General features: G+C 55.2%; 16 protein-coding genes. 2 read left to right on the top strand and 14 right to left on the bottom strand.

The window, feature by feature from the left end; translation table 11 throughout:
- Positions 1-28: 28 nt before the first annotated feature.
- The 4 genes from JHD74_RS11795 to JHD74_RS11810 form a co-directional block, all read right to left on the bottom strand.
- Positions 29-1,522, bottom strand: coding sequence for an aldehyde dehydrogenase family protein (locus JHD74_RS11795; RefSeq protein WP_199062759.1), 1,494 nt, complete (start codon positions 1,520-1,522; stop codon positions 29-31).
- A gap of 20 nt (positions 1,523-1,542) precedes the next feature.
- A complete protein-coding gene (locus tag JHD74_RS11800) occupies positions 1,543-1,908 on the bottom strand; it encodes a cupin domain-containing protein (protein ID WP_021806963.1) in 366 nt (121 codons plus the stop codon).
- Positions 1,909-1,946: 38 nt separating this feature from the next.
- Entirely contained in the window at positions 1,947-3,248 is a 1,302-nt protein-coding gene (locus tag JHD74_RS11805) for an FAD-binding oxidoreductase (RefSeq protein ID WP_074031530.1), read from the bottom strand.
- Positions 3,249-3,347: 99 nt separating this feature from the next.
- Positions 3,348-4,115: a response regulator transcription factor gene (locus tag JHD74_RS11810; RefSeq protein ID WP_199062760.1), complete on the bottom strand. Its 768-nt coding sequence runs from the start codon at positions 4,113-4,115 to the stop codon at positions 3,348-3,350.
- Between the two features lie 286 nt (positions 4,116-4,401).
- Between JHD74_RS11810 and JHD74_RS11815 the strand changes: the two genes are divergently transcribed.
- Positions 4,402-5,529, top strand: coding sequence for an iron-containing alcohol dehydrogenase (locus JHD74_RS11815; protein ID WP_199062761.1), 1,128 nt, complete (start codon positions 4,402-4,404; stop codon positions 5,527-5,529).
- 168 nt (positions 5,530-5,697) lie between these two features.
- Here the strand turns inward: JHD74_RS11815 and JHD74_RS11820 are convergent, their stop codons facing one another.
- The 10 genes from JHD74_RS11820 to JHD74_RS11865 all read right to left on the bottom strand — a co-directional run bounded on the left by JHD74_RS11820 (position 5,698) and on the right by JHD74_RS11865 (position 14,683).
- The gene (locus tag JHD74_RS11820; RefSeq protein WP_029711774.1) at positions 5,698-7,614 is read right to left on the bottom strand and encodes a transcription antiterminator; all 1,917 of its coding nucleotides are present in this window, start codon (positions 7,612-7,614) and stop codon (positions 5,698-5,700) included.
- 50 nt (positions 7,615-7,664) lie between these two features.
- Entirely contained in the window at positions 7,665-8,894 is a 1,230-nt protein-coding gene (locus JHD74_RS11825) for a lactonase family protein (RefSeq protein ID WP_199062762.1), read from the bottom strand.
- 230 nt (positions 8,895-9,124) lie between these two features.
- A complete protein-coding gene (locus JHD74_RS11830; protein ID WP_024527928.1) occupies positions 9,125-9,865 on the bottom strand; it encodes a KDGP aldolase family protein in 741 nt (246 codons plus the stop codon).
- Positions 9,862-10,980 (bottom strand): DgaE family pyridoxal phosphate-dependent ammonia lyase, encoded by a 1,119-nt coding sequence (locus tag JHD74_RS11835; RefSeq protein ID WP_074031525.1) that lies wholly within the window; start codon positions 10,978-10,980, stop codon positions 9,862-9,864. Before JHD74_RS11835 ends, JHD74_RS11830 begins: the two co-directional genes overlap by 4 nt.
- Complete coding sequence (locus JHD74_RS11840; protein WP_199062763.1) at positions 10,964-12,103, bottom strand: amidohydrolase/deacetylase family metallohydrolase; 1,140 nt, start codon at positions 12,101-12,103, stop codon at positions 10,964-10,966. Before JHD74_RS11840 ends, JHD74_RS11835 begins: the two co-directional genes overlap by 17 nt.
- Positions 12,104-12,156: 53 nt before the next feature.
- Positions 12,157-12,807, bottom strand: a complete 651-nt coding sequence (locus JHD74_RS11845; RefSeq protein WP_024483730.1) for a DUF4310 family protein — start codon at positions 12,805-12,807, stop codon at positions 12,157-12,159.
- An 11-nt stretch (positions 12,808-12,818) separates the two neighbouring features.
- On the bottom strand, positions 12,819-13,595 hold the full coding sequence (locus tag JHD74_RS11850; protein ID WP_021180718.1) for a DUF4311 domain-containing protein: 777 nt from the start codon (positions 13,593-13,595) through the stop codon (positions 12,819-12,821).
- 86 nt (positions 13,596-13,681) lie between these two features.
- On the bottom strand, positions 13,682-13,978 hold the full coding sequence (locus tag JHD74_RS11855) for a DUF4312 family protein (protein ID WP_021180719.1): 297 nt from the start codon (positions 13,976-13,978) through the stop codon (positions 13,682-13,684).
- On the bottom strand, positions 13,978-14,343 hold the full coding sequence (locus JHD74_RS11860; RefSeq protein ID WP_021180720.1) for a glycine-rich SFCGS family protein: 366 nt from the start codon (positions 14,341-14,343) through the stop codon (positions 13,978-13,980). The genes JHD74_RS11855 and JHD74_RS11860 overlap by 1 nt, the downstream gene beginning before the upstream one ends.
- Positions 14,344-14,380: 37 nt before the next feature.
- The gene (locus tag JHD74_RS11865; RefSeq protein ID WP_370505609.1) at positions 14,381-14,683 is read right to left on the bottom strand and encodes a glycine dehydrogenase; all 303 of its coding nucleotides are present in this window, start codon (positions 14,681-14,683) and stop codon (positions 14,381-14,383) included.
- A 466-nt stretch (positions 14,684-15,149) separates the two neighbouring features.
- Here JHD74_RS11865 and rnk point away from each other — a divergent pair, with 466 nt between their 5' ends.
- On the top strand, positions 15,150-15,560 hold the full coding sequence (gene rnk, locus JHD74_RS11870) for a nucleoside diphosphate kinase regulator (protein WP_021180723.1): 411 nt from the start codon (positions 15,150-15,152) through the stop codon (positions 15,558-15,560).
- Positions 15,561-15,582 lie beyond the last annotated feature (22 nt).

Raw genomic sequence — 15,582 nt, forward strand, 5'->3', positions numbered from 1 at the left:
GGCGCTGCAAGCTGCGCCCGTCTAGCTGTCAATATCTCATCATCACCGATTTCAACTCGGTATAATGTTCGATAAATGCACTGCCGAACTCTCTACCCATCCCCGACGATTTCACCCCACCGAACGGCAACGCCGGATCGAGGAAGGTGTGCATGTTGATCCACAAGGTGCCCACTTCAATCCGCGGGATCATGCGCATCGCCTTGCTGAGATCGTTAGTCCACAGGCTGGCGGCCAGGCCATAAGGCGAATCGTTGATCATGGCGAGCATCTGCTCTTCGTCCTCATAGGCCAGGAAAGTGCCCACCGGGCCAAAGGTCTCCTCGCGCATTAACGCATCATGTGGCCCGTTAGCGCGGATCGCCGTCGGCGCAACAAAGAAGCCTGGACCTGCCAACGCCTGACCGCCGCAGACGATCTGGCTGCCATCAGCCCGTGCCTTGTCAAACAGCGCCAGTACCTTGCGGTAATGTGCCTCGTTGGCTAACGGCCCCACTTCCGTGCTTTCATCCAGCGGTGAGCCCACCTTCATGGCTGCCAAGCGCTGCGTCAGCTTTGCCAATACCTCGTCGATATGGCTGGCAGGCAGGTAGAAACGTTCCGCTGCGGCACAGATCTGGCCCTGATTCAGGTAACCCGCCTCGATAATCCCGTCGACCATCTTGTCGACCGAGACGTCCGCCAGAAACGCGGCGGCATTCTTACCCCCCAGTTCCAGCGTGGTACGCACAATCCCTTGCTCCATCGCCGCTTTCCCCACCGCGATCCCGGTAGGCACCGAGCCGGTGAAGGTCACTTTGGCACAGCGTGGATGGGCGATAAGCATAGGGCCAAGACGTGCGCCTGAACCGTTGATCACGTTGAGTGCACCAGCCGGGATACCCGCTTGCGTTGCCAGCTCGGCCACCCGCAGCATGGTTAGCGGCGTGTATTCACTCGGCTTGAGCACCACCGTACAGCCGCAGGTGAGCGCCGCAGCCAGCTTCCAGATGGCGATCATGATCGAGAAGTTCCACGGAATGATGCCGACCACCACACCCAATGGCTCACGCCGGGTAAATGCGCTGTATTGCTCACCCTGGAAGGAAGGCAATGAAACGTTCAGCGTTTCCCCGCTGATTTTGCTCGACCAGCCAGCAAAATAACGCAGGAACTGCGAGGCCATATCGATTTCCAGCCCGCGAGACAGCTGAATGGTTTTGCCGGAACACAGGCTTTCCAGCTGCGCCAGTTCCTCACGATGGGTTTGCAGCAGATCGGCCAGACGCGTCAGGCAGTTTCCACGCTCTAATGGCGAAACCTGTGCCCAGCTACCGTGGAAAGCGTCAAAGGCCGCCTGCATCGCCGCATCGACTTCAGCCTGGCCGCCTTCATTCACTTGTGCGATAGCCAGCCCGGTGGCCGGGTTAACCACCGCAAACCTTTCTACGCCTGCCCCGGCTACGGGTTGCCCATGAATATAATGGCCCTGCTGGCGGTCCAGAAAAGCCGTGACCTGTGGCAATAGTGTAATATCCGTCATCGCATCGCCCTCCTTGCGGGTTAGCCTTCGACAATCGCCAGATAATGCTTCACAAAACGATCGGAGGTGATTTCCCAGCGTACCGGGGTGCCCTTCTCAACAAACCAGGAATCCCCGGCCTGATACTTTACCGACTCGCCGGTGTTCTCATTGGTCAGCGTTGCCGTGCCTTCCCACACCGTGGCATGTTCCGCAAACGGGTATTCCATCACGAAGGTGCCACGGGTGCAGCTAAAGACACCACAGTTCAGGTTGTCCGTTGGGGCGCCGAAAATCATCGCCACGCCGACGTTAGGTTCACCGGCGACCACCGTGGCCCCCAGGTTGCTGACGCTGCCAATCTGTTGCAGTTCTGGGAGCGCTTGCTTAAGCAGTAATGGTTTCATGGTTTTTTCCTTTTAGATCAGTAATAAGGGGGTCAGAACTAACGACGCCCCTTCCAGTAGCCGGAAGTCTGGTGCCAAACTTTACCCGCGGTGGTCATCACACGGCGCAGCTTGTCTTTGCCAAAAATATCCACGTGCGGGATCGAACTCATCAGGTCATAACGATCGGATCCCTCACTCATTCCTTCCGCCAACACCTTGCAAACGATATGGCTCGGCGTCACCCCAAAGCCGGAATAGCCTTGCACGTAAAACACGTTATCGTGCTGCGGCAGGGTGCCGATCTGCGGGAACAGATTGGCGCTGCAACACAGCGGCCCGCCCCAGGCCAGGTCGATCTTCACGTCCTTCAGATACGGGAACACTTTCAGCATCAGGTTGCGGTTCCAGGCCTTCAGGTCTGAAGGAATATATTCGACCAGCCGGGTAGCGCTGCCGAACAGCAGGCGGTTCTCGTTGGTGACGCGGTAATAGTCGATCACCGGCCGGATATCGCTGTAAGCCCCACGGATTGGGCTGATCTGGTTGATCAGCTCGTCAGAGAGCGGTTCTGTCGCTAACTGGAAGGCGTAGGTATTGATGGTCTTTTTGTAGATAAAGGGATCCATGCCGTTGAGGAAGCCGTTGCATGCCCACAGCATCTTGTTGGCGCGTACCGATCCCATGGCGGTACGCACGGTAATGCGCGGGCCGTATTCCACATTCAGCACGTTGCTGTTTTCGAAGATTTTCACCCCGTAACCACTTAGCGCCTGCGCCTCCCCCAACAGCAGGTTGAGCGAATGAACGTGCCCCCCTCCCATATGTTTCAACGCACAGGTATAAGCATCAGATCCCACCACCTGCTTCACTTCGGAACCGGTATAGAGCTCGATCTCTTCATCCGGTGAAACCGCTTTGAACTCTTTGAGCCAGGAGCGCAGGGTCTTTTCCTGCCTGGCGTTGCTGCCGAGGTAGCCATAACCAAAGCAGAAATCGGCGTCGATGGCGTACTTTTTAATCCGCTCGCGGATAATCCCGGCACCAAGGTTACTGATCTTGAAGATGGTTTCTAACCCTGCCGGACCAACGTGACGTTTGATCTTCTCCAGATCGTGGCCGATCCCGGCCATCACCTGGCCACCGTTGCGGCCCGTCCCGCCGTAGCCCAGGTGGCGGCCCTCCAGAATAGCGATATTGGTGATGCCTTTTTCCGCCAGTTCCAGCGCCGTGTTAATGCCGGAAAAGCCACCGCCGATGATCACCACGTCAACATCCAGATCCTCTTCCAGCGTGGGGAAGCGCAGATCGTATTTCTTGGTCGCCGCGTAGTAGGTTAACGATTCGATTTGATTATTCATTGCTGCACTCCCTTTACCCATTGCCTTAGCCTGGATTATCAGCAGAGCGTGGGCGGGCGGCTATGTCCCTTTAGGGATATTCGCAACACTTTTTTAACATTATGCCGTACGGCGCAGGGGGGGACTCAAGAACAGGCTGAACAACTCGGCCTGAGAGCCAATATTCAGCTTGCCGTAAATATTCTTGCGATGATTTTTTACCGTGCCCAGGCTGATAAACAGCCGTTCGGCGATCTGCTGCGATCCGTTGCCGCTCAGGATCAGATCGACGATCTCACGTTCACGCGGGCTTAAGGCATAGCGCGCCTGGGCTGCGCTATCTACCAGTGGGGTGGGGGGAGTGGGCACATTAGCTGCAACCACCACTTCCCCATGCAGCCGCGCCACGCTTTTTACCAGCGTCAACGCGCCACGCAGGTCAGCCAGTTGGGGATAACGCACGCCGACCGTTTGCCGCGCCGAGCCGAAAAAGATGCCTAACCCGCGTTCCGGCGTCAGTTGCAGCAATACGCCAGCCTCGTCGTGCCAGCCGGTTTTACGGTAAAAGTTACGGTAGTAATCTGTTTGGTAAAAACCACAGGGAGCCAGTTGCCTCAGCGTAAACACATCGCCATGGCCGCCGCCGTTCAGCGCCTGGTAAAAGGGATCTTCAAGGTAAGCACCCTGCTGGTAAATCTGGTTTACCGCATCGCTGTTTTCTTTCTCGGTTTTCATCAGACAGCGCGGTGCCTGACCATATTCGAAGGCATAGACGATGGCATTATCAAAGGCGAAGAAGCCCTCCAGATAAACCAGGAGGCTGGCATAGAATTGGCGGCTCGCTACTGCGTCGATCACCGCCGATAATCTTTCGACCTGAATATTCATTTCGCCCCCGCAATCATTAATAAATTAACAATCAACCTTTCCCAACGTATCAGTGACCGACATTGGGCCAATAAGCTATAAAAAGCATTCAATTGGCCAGAATGCAAGGGCGTTACTGTTTACATGTTAATCAAATCACAAGTTAGGCCCCTGCAACGATTAACCACACAATTCGAGTTGATTAATATCTTAACAATTTCACGTTAAGCGACGGAAAAGCGTTGGTTCGCCTAGCCAGGCTGAATTATGCTGTGGTTTCGATGCCCAAATGCGCCAAGGAGAGAGCATGACCACTAGTCTGATGATCGCCAACCGGCAGGCCTGGTTTGGCAAGGGCAGCATCCAACAACTGATCCCACTGCTCCAGGCCGAGTCGCAAACTACGCTGCTGTTCACCTGCCGATCGTTCCTTAACGGTCCCCTCTATGCTGAATTGGCCCCGGCGCTGACGCCGTTGCTGGTGGGCAGAGAAATTGTCGCTCATGAGGCCTCCCCGCAAGAAATCGACCAATGGGTGGCCCGCTGGCGAGGCCAGGTGCAAAGAGTGGTCGCCATCGGTGGAGGTAGCGTGCTGGATGCCGCCAAGGCGTTCGCTGCCCTGATTGAACACCCACTGCCAACCTTGCGTTACATGGAAAAAGTGGGTGACAGCAAAATCAGTGGCTCAACGCTGCCGTTGATCGCCATTCCTACCACCGCAGGCACTGGCAGCGAGGTAACGCAAAACGCAGTGATCACCGATACTCAGGTCTCCAAGGTGAAAGCCTCATTGCGGCATAATAACTTTGTGCCGCAGGTGGCGATCCTCGATCCTGACCTGCTGAAGGGAGCGCCAGACCATGTCCTGGCCTATTGCGCTATCGATGCCTTCACCCATCTGTTTGAAACCTACCTTTCCAAGACCGCCAGCAGCCTGTCGCGTGAGATGTCGTTGAGCGGCATCCATCACTTCCTTTGCGCCTGGCCGGTGCTGAAACAGAGCGATGAGGCCCGCGAAGCGATTATGCAGGCTTCCTATCTGGGTGGCCTGACGTTGAGTATGGCGGGCCTGGGTGTGATCCACGGCATCGCGGGCGAGATAGGGGCATTGCGTGATTACCACCACGGCCAGGTCTGCGGCCGCCTGCTGCTGCCGTTCCTTGAATTGCTGGGGAAAAGCGAACAACCGCAACAACGTGCATTAATGACCGAACTGGCCCTGCGGCTATTCCCTGAAGAACAGGACAGCCCAGCGCGGTTTTTGATCGACTTTATCACCCGCCACGCCATTGCCCCGTTCTGGCAGGACGAGCTATCCCTTAGCAAGGCGGAACTGGCCATCGTACTGGAGAAGTCCAACAGCAAGAATTCCTGGCTCAGCTACACTACCGAGCAACGGAGAGTAATGATCGATGGGGCGTTCTTGATTGAATGATAATATAATCAGAACTATAGGATCGCAGGAGCACAACAATGAGTTTGGTTGACTGGATTTTAGGCGGTATCGCCCTGGGGCTGATCGTCGGCGCGCTGATGAAGATATTCGGCAAGAAGAAAGACGATTAATGCGGTGCTCCCCCTCTGCCTTCAGAGGGGGAAGCCGTTAAATGCGGCTCAGGCAGTCCAACGCTACCGCTTTGAAACTGTCGAAATTGTCACTGCCCAGCAGGCGGGTCATCGAACGTTCGCGCACAAAGGTGACGAACAGATCGTAGATCGCCATCGCTTCCTCATAATCACTTTTGCTGATTGCCAGCAAGAAAATGACGTGTGCCACCTCACCTTCTCCCCATGGAATACCCTGCGGTGCCAGCAGCGTGACCACCACGGTCTTTTTCGCCAACAGCCCCAGAGAGTGCGGCAGAGCAATCCCCTCCCCCAGCAGGGTAGAAACGATGGCCTCCCGCTCAACGACCGAAGGGTAGAAATCACTGCCCACATAGCCTTCCTGCTCTAACTGAGCGCAAACTTTGCTAAACAGCTGCTCCTGCGTTAACGGCTCGTTGACGATCATAAAGTGGCTGGCATCAAAGAATTTTTCCAACATATACGGCTTGGTACGATCGACCAGCACCAGCTTGCCCAACTGCTCTAGCTGATACTCCGTTGGGAACGGCGACATCACCACAATCGGCTTGTTCTTCTCGCTGATGCGCGCATTGGAAATGATAAAATCTTCGTCGATACTGGCGAGAATTTCGTAATCACGCAGCGAAACGATGCGCGTCACTACCAGTTGCGGATACTTGCGTGCGATCTGCGCCTGGATCATCCGCACCGTGGAGTTACCGGTATCGCACACCAGCATCACCTGTGGATGGCGCTCATAGCCAATGTTGTAGTGGCGCTCCAGGCCGACGCCAATATGCAGCACCAAGTAGCCGATTTCGTTCTCGCTCAGGGTATAAGGCGTGTGTTTACCCCAGCTCGATACCGCCGCCAGCGTCACATCATAGGCCATCGGATAATGCTGCTTGATGTTGGCCAACAGCGGGTTCGGGATATTGATCTGGTATTTCACCCGGGTGATCATGGTTTTGATATGGGTGAGCAGATCGGCCCGCAGCTGCTTGTCGTTCTGCAGGTTGTAGTTATAGTGCGAGTTGATGTAGGACAGGATGTAATCCACCAGCGCCTCTTCGTCATCGGCGTTGATTTTGGTCGGCTGTACTTCCTGCACTCTTCTGGCGGCGATGTTGACCCGCAAATAGGCCTCTTCCGCCGCCGCAATCTCTTTGCCCGTGGCCTTGCTCAATTCACCCGCCAGCCAGGTTGACGCTTTGCGCACCGCATCATCGCCGTCTTCCACGTCAAAATCCTGTAGCGGATAGCCGTCCGTGATGCGCCGCAGCGCCACGGCACAGTAGAAGATCAGGTATTGCTCGCCCTCATCGGTCAGACGAATGGCATATTGCGACAGCAATGGGTGCAGCAGCCCGGCAAAGGTCAGTACCTGCGGCTGATGGAGGATGTCATTGTTCAGCAATGGGTTTTCCGCATCCGCCAGATGCAGTTGAAACAACAGATCGGTCAGGCAGGAGCGGATCGCCATTTCCGCACCAAACAGCTTCATACCGTAGCGCGGCTTGGTCTCGATGGTTAACTGGTAATGCGCCAGACGCTCCCTCACCTCAGCCATGTCGTTTTGCAGCGTACCCCGGCTGACAAACCATTCATCGGCCAGATCTTCCAGCTTCATCGAGAAGGCTGAGGTCAAAAAGCGAATCAACAGATAATGCACCCGCTCCTGCGCGCTGCGCGGCGTGGCGTGCTGTTTACGTTCCCGATGCTGGAGTGCGCTAAACCGGGCCTCATCATCAACCTGCAGGCGATATCCTGCCCCACGGCTGTGGACAAACTGCGCACCATAACTCTCCAGAATATCGTTCAGCGCGGTGATATCGGCGCGTACCGTGCGGGTAGACACGGCAAAACGCTTTGCCAGCTCGTCCTGCGGCAACGTTTCGGATTGCAAGGCATCGAACAGCGATGCCAAACGTGGGTAGGGAAATCTCACCATTCTCTTTCCGTTATGAACGTGCCCGCCTGAGGGGTCAGGCGGGCAACTGGTTACTTCGCAGCTGGCAAGAACACTATTTGTGAAGGGCTGCCCACCGGGGTGTAGCCTTCAACAAAACTGAGCTTACCGCTGAGCTGGTCTACGCTAAAGCGGGTTACGTTATCGCTACGCTGATTCATGGCATACAGATAACGGCCACTCGGATCCAGGGTGATGGTGCGCGGATAATCACCTCGCGTCCAGGTCTCTGCCACCGGTTTCAGCTCGCCCTCACCGCTTACGCTGAACTGCGCAATGCTGTTGTGCAGGCGATTGGCGACATACAGATTTTTACCATCCGCAGCCAAGGCAATGCCAGCGGCAAAGCTGGTACCCTTATAATCGGCAGGCAGCGTTGAAACTGCATGTAACTGTTTCAGCGTCCCCTTTTGGCTATCAAAGCGGTAGCTGGTTAGTGTAGATGCTTCCTCATTGATTAGTAGGACAATTTTACCATTTGGATGAAATATGAAGTGGCGCGGGCCAGCTCCGGCGGAAGAGGCGGCGATCCACGGCGGATCGTTCGGCGTCAGCTTGCCGCTGGCGGCATCGAAACGCCACTGGTAGATACGATCCAGCCCCAGATCGGTAGAGAACACAAACTTGCCGCTCGGATCGCTGGCGATCATATGCGCATGCGGACCATTGTGATCGCTGATGGCAAAGCTGCCTTCCACCGCGGCAGCGGGTTTAGCCGCGCCCGCAGGGCCTGCATCCTGCTGTACAGAACTGGCGGCTCCCAACTTGCCTTCACTGTCGACAGGGAACGCCGCAACGCTACCGCTGACATAGTTGGCCACCAGCAGATGACGACCATCCGGCGTCAGAGAAAGGTAAACCGGCCCCGCACCTTGTGAGTCCACCTGATTAAGCGGCGTCAGGCTGCCGTCCTGTGGGTTGATGCGATAGGCGACAATGCCCCCGTGCTGGGTGCCATTAAAATCGGCCACCTCGCTGGCAACGTATAGCGTCTGTCCTTTGGCATCGGTGACCAACTGGGCCGGATTAGGCAGGCTGCTGACCAGCGTCTTGGCACTCAGTGCCCCGGTTTTCGCATCCACCTGCATGCGATAAACCCCCCCACCGTTCGGGTTATAGGTACCAATATAGGCAAAATGAGACGACGTGGGTTTCATTGCATCCTCAGCATGTAACGCCGGGCTGGCGATAGCCAACAACGCCAGGGACAGCGCGCTCCACAGCGGAACGATTCGTAATTTCGAAGCCTGCCAGTTTCGCATAGTTATCCTTTTGACCGATAGATAGGGACAAAAAGATGCCCCTCACCCTGACCCTCTCCCGAAGGGAGAGGGGACCGAACGTGCCACAACTTAACTCCAGTATCCAACCGCAACATCAAATCGAACATGCCACTAAGTCGAACATGCCACTGCTTTACACCACACCTAACCACAACTCCGTACCAGCTCCCTCTCCCTGTGGGAGAGGGTTGGGGTGAGGGGCCGCGGGTTTACCCCACCAGCCGCTTGGTGATCTCCAGCAGAGTTTTGACATCTTGCGGGCGAGTATCGCCACTGGTGGAATCAATAATGGAGCTGTAGATATGCGGGATCACCTGCTTCACACCGGCTTTCAACGCAATCTCCAGGATCGGCTCGAAGTTTTCCAGATCGATGCCCCCGGTCGGTTCCAGCATAAAATCATGCTCGGCACAGGCTTTCGCCACGTACTCATATTCGTCCTGATGCTTCAGGCCGCCCATCGGGAAATACTTAATCGAACTGCCGCCCATATCCTTCAACAACGCAATGGCAGTCTCTACCGGCACGATGCCATCCGCTGCATGAGCGCTCAGCGGCCCGGTGGAAATCTTCACCCAGCCCACACGGCCGGTCGGGGAGACCAGGCCGTTCACCACAGTTTGGTTTTGCTTCAGCAATGCACGGCTGGCACCGACGCCGGTAAACACCTGGTTCACATGCTGCGGTTGGACTTGCTCGGAGATCAGGCTGACCATATTCGACTGCTTGGGATCGCCAGCCCCCAGGCCTACGGAAAGCGCGTTCTCGATCAGGCGTGCATAACGCGACATATCCGCCACGGCACTCTCAACGTCTGGATAGTTTTTGGAAAGAACGCCCACCAGCACGTGCCCCTGCGCCGCATTATAGATGTCCTGCGCGTTGGCTTTTGAGCCAGCCAGCACGTTGAGGCAAACGCGGTCTTTATAGTAATTAGGCTTCAGCTTCATGCTTGGTTCTCCATAAACAGATTTTTAATACAGGTAAAGACAGTCATCAGCTGCTGCTCGTTCACGCTGCGGACATCCACCTCAATCTTGCCTTCGTTGGCCTTGTAGCCACGGAAATAGATGGCGATATCACCGGTTTTCAGCCGCTGGACGATTTCCACAGTCGACATCCCCAACACCGCTTCATCAAAGGTGATTTCAACGCGGGCAATATCGCGCCCTGCGCTGTCCCAGACGGTTTTGGCGCTGATGCCATTCAGGGTATTCAGTTGGCTGATAAACGGCGTCATGCGCTCTACCATTTGCGCACCGGTGGTTTTCTCCGACGTCAGGTAGCTTTCGATAGCCTGCGTCAGGCCGAGGATGCCCTCTTTGCCCACTTTCATCGCCCGGCCAATACCGCCTGACTGCTGCTTCACCCACTCTACGTATTGCTTCTTGCCGATCACCAGCCCGCTGGTTGGCCCCTCAATAGCCTTGGCACCGCTGTAGATCACCAGATCGGCCCCCATCTGGTAGTAACACATCAGATCTTCTTCGGCAGCGGCATCGACGATCAGCGGCAGGTTATGCTTACGTGCCACCACGGCCGCCTGTTCGACGGAGAGAATGCTTTTCTGCACGCAGTGGTGAGACTTGACGTACAGAATGGCCGCGGTCTGCGGGGTGATGCAGGCTTCAATCTGTTCAGGGGAACATTCGTTGGCATAACCTGCTTCCACCACCTTACCGCCGCCGAGGGCGACCATGGTATCCACCGGCGCACCAAAGTTGACGTTATGGCCACGCGGCAACACGATCTCGCGCGGCTCGTTCACCGTAGCGGAATGCAGGTTGACCAACAGGTTGGCGTTATCTTTGACGATCACCGCCGCCACCGACTGGGCAATACCGGCAGAAGCGCAGGAAACAATCACCGCGTCTTCCACATTCAGCAGGCCAGCAATATAGGTGCCGGTCTTATTGACCAGATCCTTGATTTCAAAGTAATGATTCAGGCCGTAATCCACAGCATCAATCACCTCCTGGCGTGGCGTAGAAACGCCGAGAATGGTCATGCGGCCGGAAGTATTGATCACCTGCTTTAAGTTATATTTTTCATAGACTGAAGACATGAGCGGCTTTTCCTTGTTCGGTTAATAGGACTTCCCCGGCCACCACAGCAGCCAGCGGCACCAACAGTTGTTCGCCATTCACGGACTCCCCTTCGGAGTCGGCAAACACCTGCGGCCCCTGGCGGAGATCAAAAATGGTCAGGTCGGCATCAAAGCCGGGTTTCAGCTGCCCCTTGGTGGTCAGGCGCAACGCCGCAGCGGAATTTTCCGTCACGCAGCCAATGACCTGCGCCAGAGAAAGCCCAACGGTAAAGAATTTGGACATTACCGTCGCCAGGCTGTGCACGGGGCCAGCCAGACGGTTACGGCAGTAGATATCGGAACTGATGGTGTGCGGGAAGATCCCCAGCGCGATGGCCTGGCGGGCAACCTCAAAGCTGAAGCTGGCCGAGCCGTGGCCTACATCAAGTAACACGCCACGTTTTAACGCGCGTTGGATCGACTCGCGCAGCGTGCCTGCCGGGGTCAGAATGCGGTTCGGTTTACCGTTGTAGCAATGAGTGATGATGTCACCCTGGGTCAGCAGATCGGCGATCTCGTCCAAATCCGGCGGGTTGTTGCCAATATGCACCATCAGCGGCAGTTGCTGATTTTCCTGCTGGATCTCTTTGGCCAACACCAACGGTTTGGTGCCGTTCTGGCCCACGACGCTGCTGCTCATACGCGCCTTGATACCAATGATAAATCCCGGCTTGCCGTCGATGGCCTGCTTGACCTGCTGCTTATTGATATCCGCCATATCAGCCAGTTCATTCTGCCTTAGCAGACCGATACGCGAGATATTGAGGAAGGCAAAGACGTTGGTTTTGGTGCTGCGCGTCAGGGCATAGAATTCATCGATATCGTCGGTACCGGTGCTACCAGCATCCACCACCGAGGTGACGCCGCTGCTCACGCCCACCAGGTCCGGGTCGTCATGATAAATCGGTGAAGAGGGATAACAGTGTACGTGAGAGTCGATCCAGCCAGCGCTCAGGCGGTAGTTTCCTGCCAGATCCAGTTGTTTGTGGGCGCTGGCATCGGCCGCCAACTGCCCGACGACGGCAATCTTACCTGCCTCAATAGCCACATCGGCCAGGGTGTCGTCCACCAGCCTGGCGCGCCGGATGATTAGGTCATACATGCTTCGCTACTCCTTGCCAAACCCTGGGCGGTGACCCAGGGTTTGGGACTTGATTAAGAAATGGCTACCGGGAAGAATGCCCCCAAGATCATGGCCCCCAGGATCGCGCCGCCGGTGATCGGCTTGCCCCAGATATAGAACAGCAACGCACCCAGCAGGGAACCCAGGCCGATCGGGATCGAAGCGGCCATGGCAGACAGGATGATCAACGGCCCAAGGAAACGCCCGGAAGAGTTACCCGCCCCCATCATCACGTCCGCCCCGTAGGTGGAGTTGCTCTGATTGATGGTAAATTTACGCGCCAGGATAATCAGGTAACCAATCGCCAGGCCAATGACCAGGCCTGTCACCAGCGAGGCGGCAAAGTTGGCTACCGGGAAAACAATCCCCGCGCCCAGCAACAGCGCAGGAACACCAAGGCCAACCCCGGTCTGGATCGCCCCGCCAATATCCAGGATCCCTACCAGAGAACCTTCGATAATACGGGCAAACAGGAAGCTGGCACCGAACGCCGCCACCGCACCGTAAACCCCGGTGTCCATCCCGGCACGCAGCATGGAAACGAAAGCCACTTCGTTAAACGCACCTATGCCATACAGGTAATACATGTGTGTCCCGGCGAACACGCCGGACGAGAGCAGGCCAACAAAAATCGGGAACGACCAGTCGGCATACCAGAAGCCTTTGTCTGCTTGTGCTTCCATCATTCAGCTCCTTATTTTCCGCTCAGGGTGTTATGAATGGCATCCAGCCAGCCAGGCACGCCCAGGCTGAAGGATTCGAGAACTTTCATATCAAAGCCGCGGAAGAAGCCGCTCAGCACGAACAGCAGCACAATCGCCACCATCATGATTTTGGTGACTTTGTTCCAGCCGCTTTCTTCAACGCCCTTGCCAATCAGGATACCCAGCACCAGACCCGGTACGGCGTTACCCATAATCAGCTGTGCCAGACCACCGAAGATGGTGCCCCAGAAGCCAGAACGTTTGCCCGCTTCAATCGCCGCCAGCCAGAAGATCACCGGCATGACGGTGTTCACCAGCAGGTTGGCCGCTGGAACCAAGACTTTGATGGCCGTAACCTGCAAGGCCGCAGGCACTGCCGAAGCGGTGGTGTTAAGGAAGGCCACGACCAAAATGCCGATGATCCCGCACGCGATGGCCATCTTTTTTGGATCGTGCATGGTTTCCGCAACGTTGCGGTTTTTGATCATCAGGGCTGCTGCGCCCCAGTTAGGAATGATGCGATGGTCAACGTCCTGCGTGAAGGCCCCCGCCGCCACAGAAGACGCCCAGGCGTTGAAGAAGAAGCCCAGACCAAATGAGAAATGAGAAGCCGGATCGCCTTCGCAGGAGTTCAGCTCACCCAAGGTACGGAACGCTCCCATACCCTGCGTCGTCGGTGCGTGGAACATACGTGCGGCACCGGCCCCTACACCGACGCCAACCAGCCCGCCGATAATAATCGACTTAAATAAGATGATTAAAAACATCAGAATATCCTTCTTATGTCATGCCCAGTGGATCCCAAGACGCAGCCCTAGCGGCTATAGCTTGAAACACGACGGATATAACGTTTTTATTTCTGGGTGAAGACCACCTTTTCGGTATTGATGATCGTCACGTTCACGGTTATTTCTAATGAAACGGCATAGCTTTTTCTTTCACGCGCCAGGAAGAAGAAAAGAAATTTTTCTTTGGTGGTTCTCTCTTCCGCCTTTACTATTTTGACATCCTGCGGTTCGATACGCAGCAGAACATTATTGGTGGATTTTAAAATCACGCCCTGTACATTCGCTAATGCACCGGCAAAGGCTTTAGCTTTACTATCGCCTTTGCCCTCCACGTTAACCGAGGTGGTATAAGTCTCTTTCATTACGGATTGCCGTATTTTTTGACATACGCTTCCACTAGCCGCTGGCCTAATTCTTCTTTATCCATAAAGCCAAAGCCTAATACATTGCAGCCTTCGTTAATTGCCGTCACGCCTTCTTCGATAGAACGCATACCATATCTGGATTTATAGCCATATTTGGTTTGTGCGGTGATCGCCCCAGCGCCACCGCTGCCACAGAAGGAAATGCCCAGTTGCGCATTCTCTGCTTTCATCACGTCACCCAACTTCATATCCGCCGCCATGCCAGGGATCACAATCACCTTGGCACCTGCATTTTCAACGCCTTGGCCCACTTTCTGGCCTTTACCCAGCCGATCGCCAATTACTACGGTTATTTGTCCCATGGGGTTTTTCTCCTGAATAATGTTAAATAATTAAACGTTATTGGTCGTTATCTTTAGCCACTTCAAAATGAACCGAAAGCAGATACGCCTCTTCAATCGGTAGTGTGGAAAACTTATTTACCACTCGCTCTGCCAGTTGCATCGAACCGGCAGAAATTTCATCAAACAGTGATTTATCAACTTCCGGCAAGGGTTCACCCGTTATTGAGCGCAACACCATCGCGCGGATATGAGATTCCAACATTTGTTGTTGCACCGCATTGGTGTAAATATTCTCTTCACCCAACATGGCGGTAATATCGGCCAGCAGCTGAGTGGTAATCGCTGCGGCCTCACTGATGTCAGTCTGTTCCCTGTTACTTACCGAAGCAGTTCCGTCATTCACTTTGCAGTCACCTCTGGATCCAGCTATTTATCCGTTAACGGTAAAGCGCTTTACCTTTACCCGCTTTCTTTGATGTCTTTACCCTAACCCTTGGGGCATTGCTTGTGTAGCGCGTTTTTTTCCAGTTCGAACTGGAAATTAAGTGACGCCAGGGGATCCATTTCGCAAAATCGGGGGTTTTTACGCTAAGTAAATGAGATTGCAAAAAGAGTTTGCAACGCAGAGTTGCCAGTTGGCATCACGGCACAAAAAACTTCGTGATCGAGATCTCTTTCTTTTCCGGCCCTAACAGCCTACTATCAGTAGGACAAACCGACATTTTTCACACCCCCGCTCCCAAAGGTGCGGGGGTGTTGCTTTTGTGTTGTTTTCCGAATTTATGGCGCAGAAAGGGCGCCCTTTGATTGGACTGGAGAGTGGAATGACCAAACCAACCATTACCATTAATGAGCTGGATGCGGAACGCCTGGATGCGCTACTGGCACAGCCAGCCTTTGCCAATACTGACGTCGCCGCCGCGCTGAACGCTGAACTGGATCGCGCTGACATTGTGCCAGCATCGCAGATCCCTGCACACGTCGTCACCATGAACAGCCGCGTACGTTTTCGCGATCTGCATACTTCAGAAGAACATGTGCGCACGCTGGTTTACCCTGCCTCTCTCAAAGACAGCGCTGAACAGCTGTCGGTGATGGCACCTCTGGGTGCAGCACTGCTGGGAATGCACGTGGGTAAACAGATCAATTGGCAGTTGCCAAACGGCGAAGAAGCCCGCATTGAAGTGCTGGAATTGCTGTATCAACCTGAGGCTGCGGGCGAGTATCACCGCTAAGTCAGGTTTCCGGGCGGCCATT

Source organism: Serratia sp. ASV30, from assembly GCF_016428815.1.
Taxonomy (GTDB): Bacteria; Pseudomonadota; Gammaproteobacteria; order Enterobacterales; family Enterobacteriaceae; genus Chania; species Chania fonticola_C.

Excerpts from the sequence above, each read along its gene's own strand:
- JHD74_RS11795 (WP_199062759.1), bottom strand. The coding sequence starts at position 1,522 with ATGACGGATATTACACTATTGCCACAGGTCACGGCTTTTCTGGACCGC.
- JHD74_RS11800 (WP_021806963.1), bottom strand. The coding sequence starts at position 1,908 with ATGAAACCATTACTGCTTAAGCAAGCGCTCCCAGAACTGCAACAGATT.
- JHD74_RS11805 (WP_074031530.1), bottom strand. The coding sequence starts at position 3,248 with ATGAATAATCAAATCGAATCGTTAACCTACTACGCGGCGACCAAGAAA.
- JHD74_RS11810 (WP_199062760.1), bottom strand. The coding sequence starts at position 4,115 with ATGAATATTCAGGTCGAAAGATTATCGGCGGTGATCGACGCAGTAGCG.
- JHD74_RS11815 (WP_199062761.1), top strand. The coding sequence starts at position 4,402 with ATGACCACTAGTCTGATGATCGCCAACCGGCAGGCCTGGTTTGGCAAG.
- JHD74_RS11820 (WP_029711774.1), bottom strand. The coding sequence starts at position 7,614 with ATGGTGAGATTTCCCTACCCACGTTTGGCATCGCTGTTCGATGCCTTG.
- JHD74_RS11825 (WP_199062762.1), bottom strand. The coding sequence starts at position 8,894 with ATGCGAAACTGGCAGGCTTCGAAATTACGAATCGTTCCGCTGTGGAGC.
- JHD74_RS11830 (WP_024527928.1), bottom strand. The coding sequence starts at position 9,865 with ATGAAGCTGAAGCCTAATTACTATAAAGACCGCGTTTGCCTCAACGTG.
- JHD74_RS11835 (WP_074031525.1), bottom strand. The coding sequence starts at position 10,980 with ATGTCTTCAGTCTATGAAAAATATAACTTAAAGCAGGTGATCAATACT.
- JHD74_RS11840 (WP_199062763.1), bottom strand. The coding sequence starts at position 12,103 with ATGTATGACCTAATCATCCGGCGCGCCAGGCTGGTGGACGACACCCTG.
- JHD74_RS11845 (WP_024483730.1), bottom strand. The coding sequence starts at position 12,807 with ATGGAAGCACAAGCAGACAAAGGCTTCTGGTATGCCGACTGGTCGTTC.
- JHD74_RS11850 (WP_021180718.1), bottom strand. The coding sequence starts at position 13,595 with ATGTTTTTAATCATCTTATTTAAGTCGATTATTATCGGCGGGCTGGTT.
- JHD74_RS11855 (WP_021180719.1), bottom strand. The coding sequence starts at position 13,978 with ATGAAAGAGACTTATACCACCTCGGTTAACGTGGAGGGCAAAGGCGAT.
- JHD74_RS11860 (WP_021180720.1), bottom strand. The coding sequence starts at position 14,343 with ATGGGACAAATAACCGTAGTAATTGGCGATCGGCTGGGTAAAGGCCAG.
- rnk (WP_021180723.1), top strand. The coding sequence starts at position 15,150 with ATGACCAAACCAACCATTACCATTAATGAGCTGGATGCGGAACGCCTG.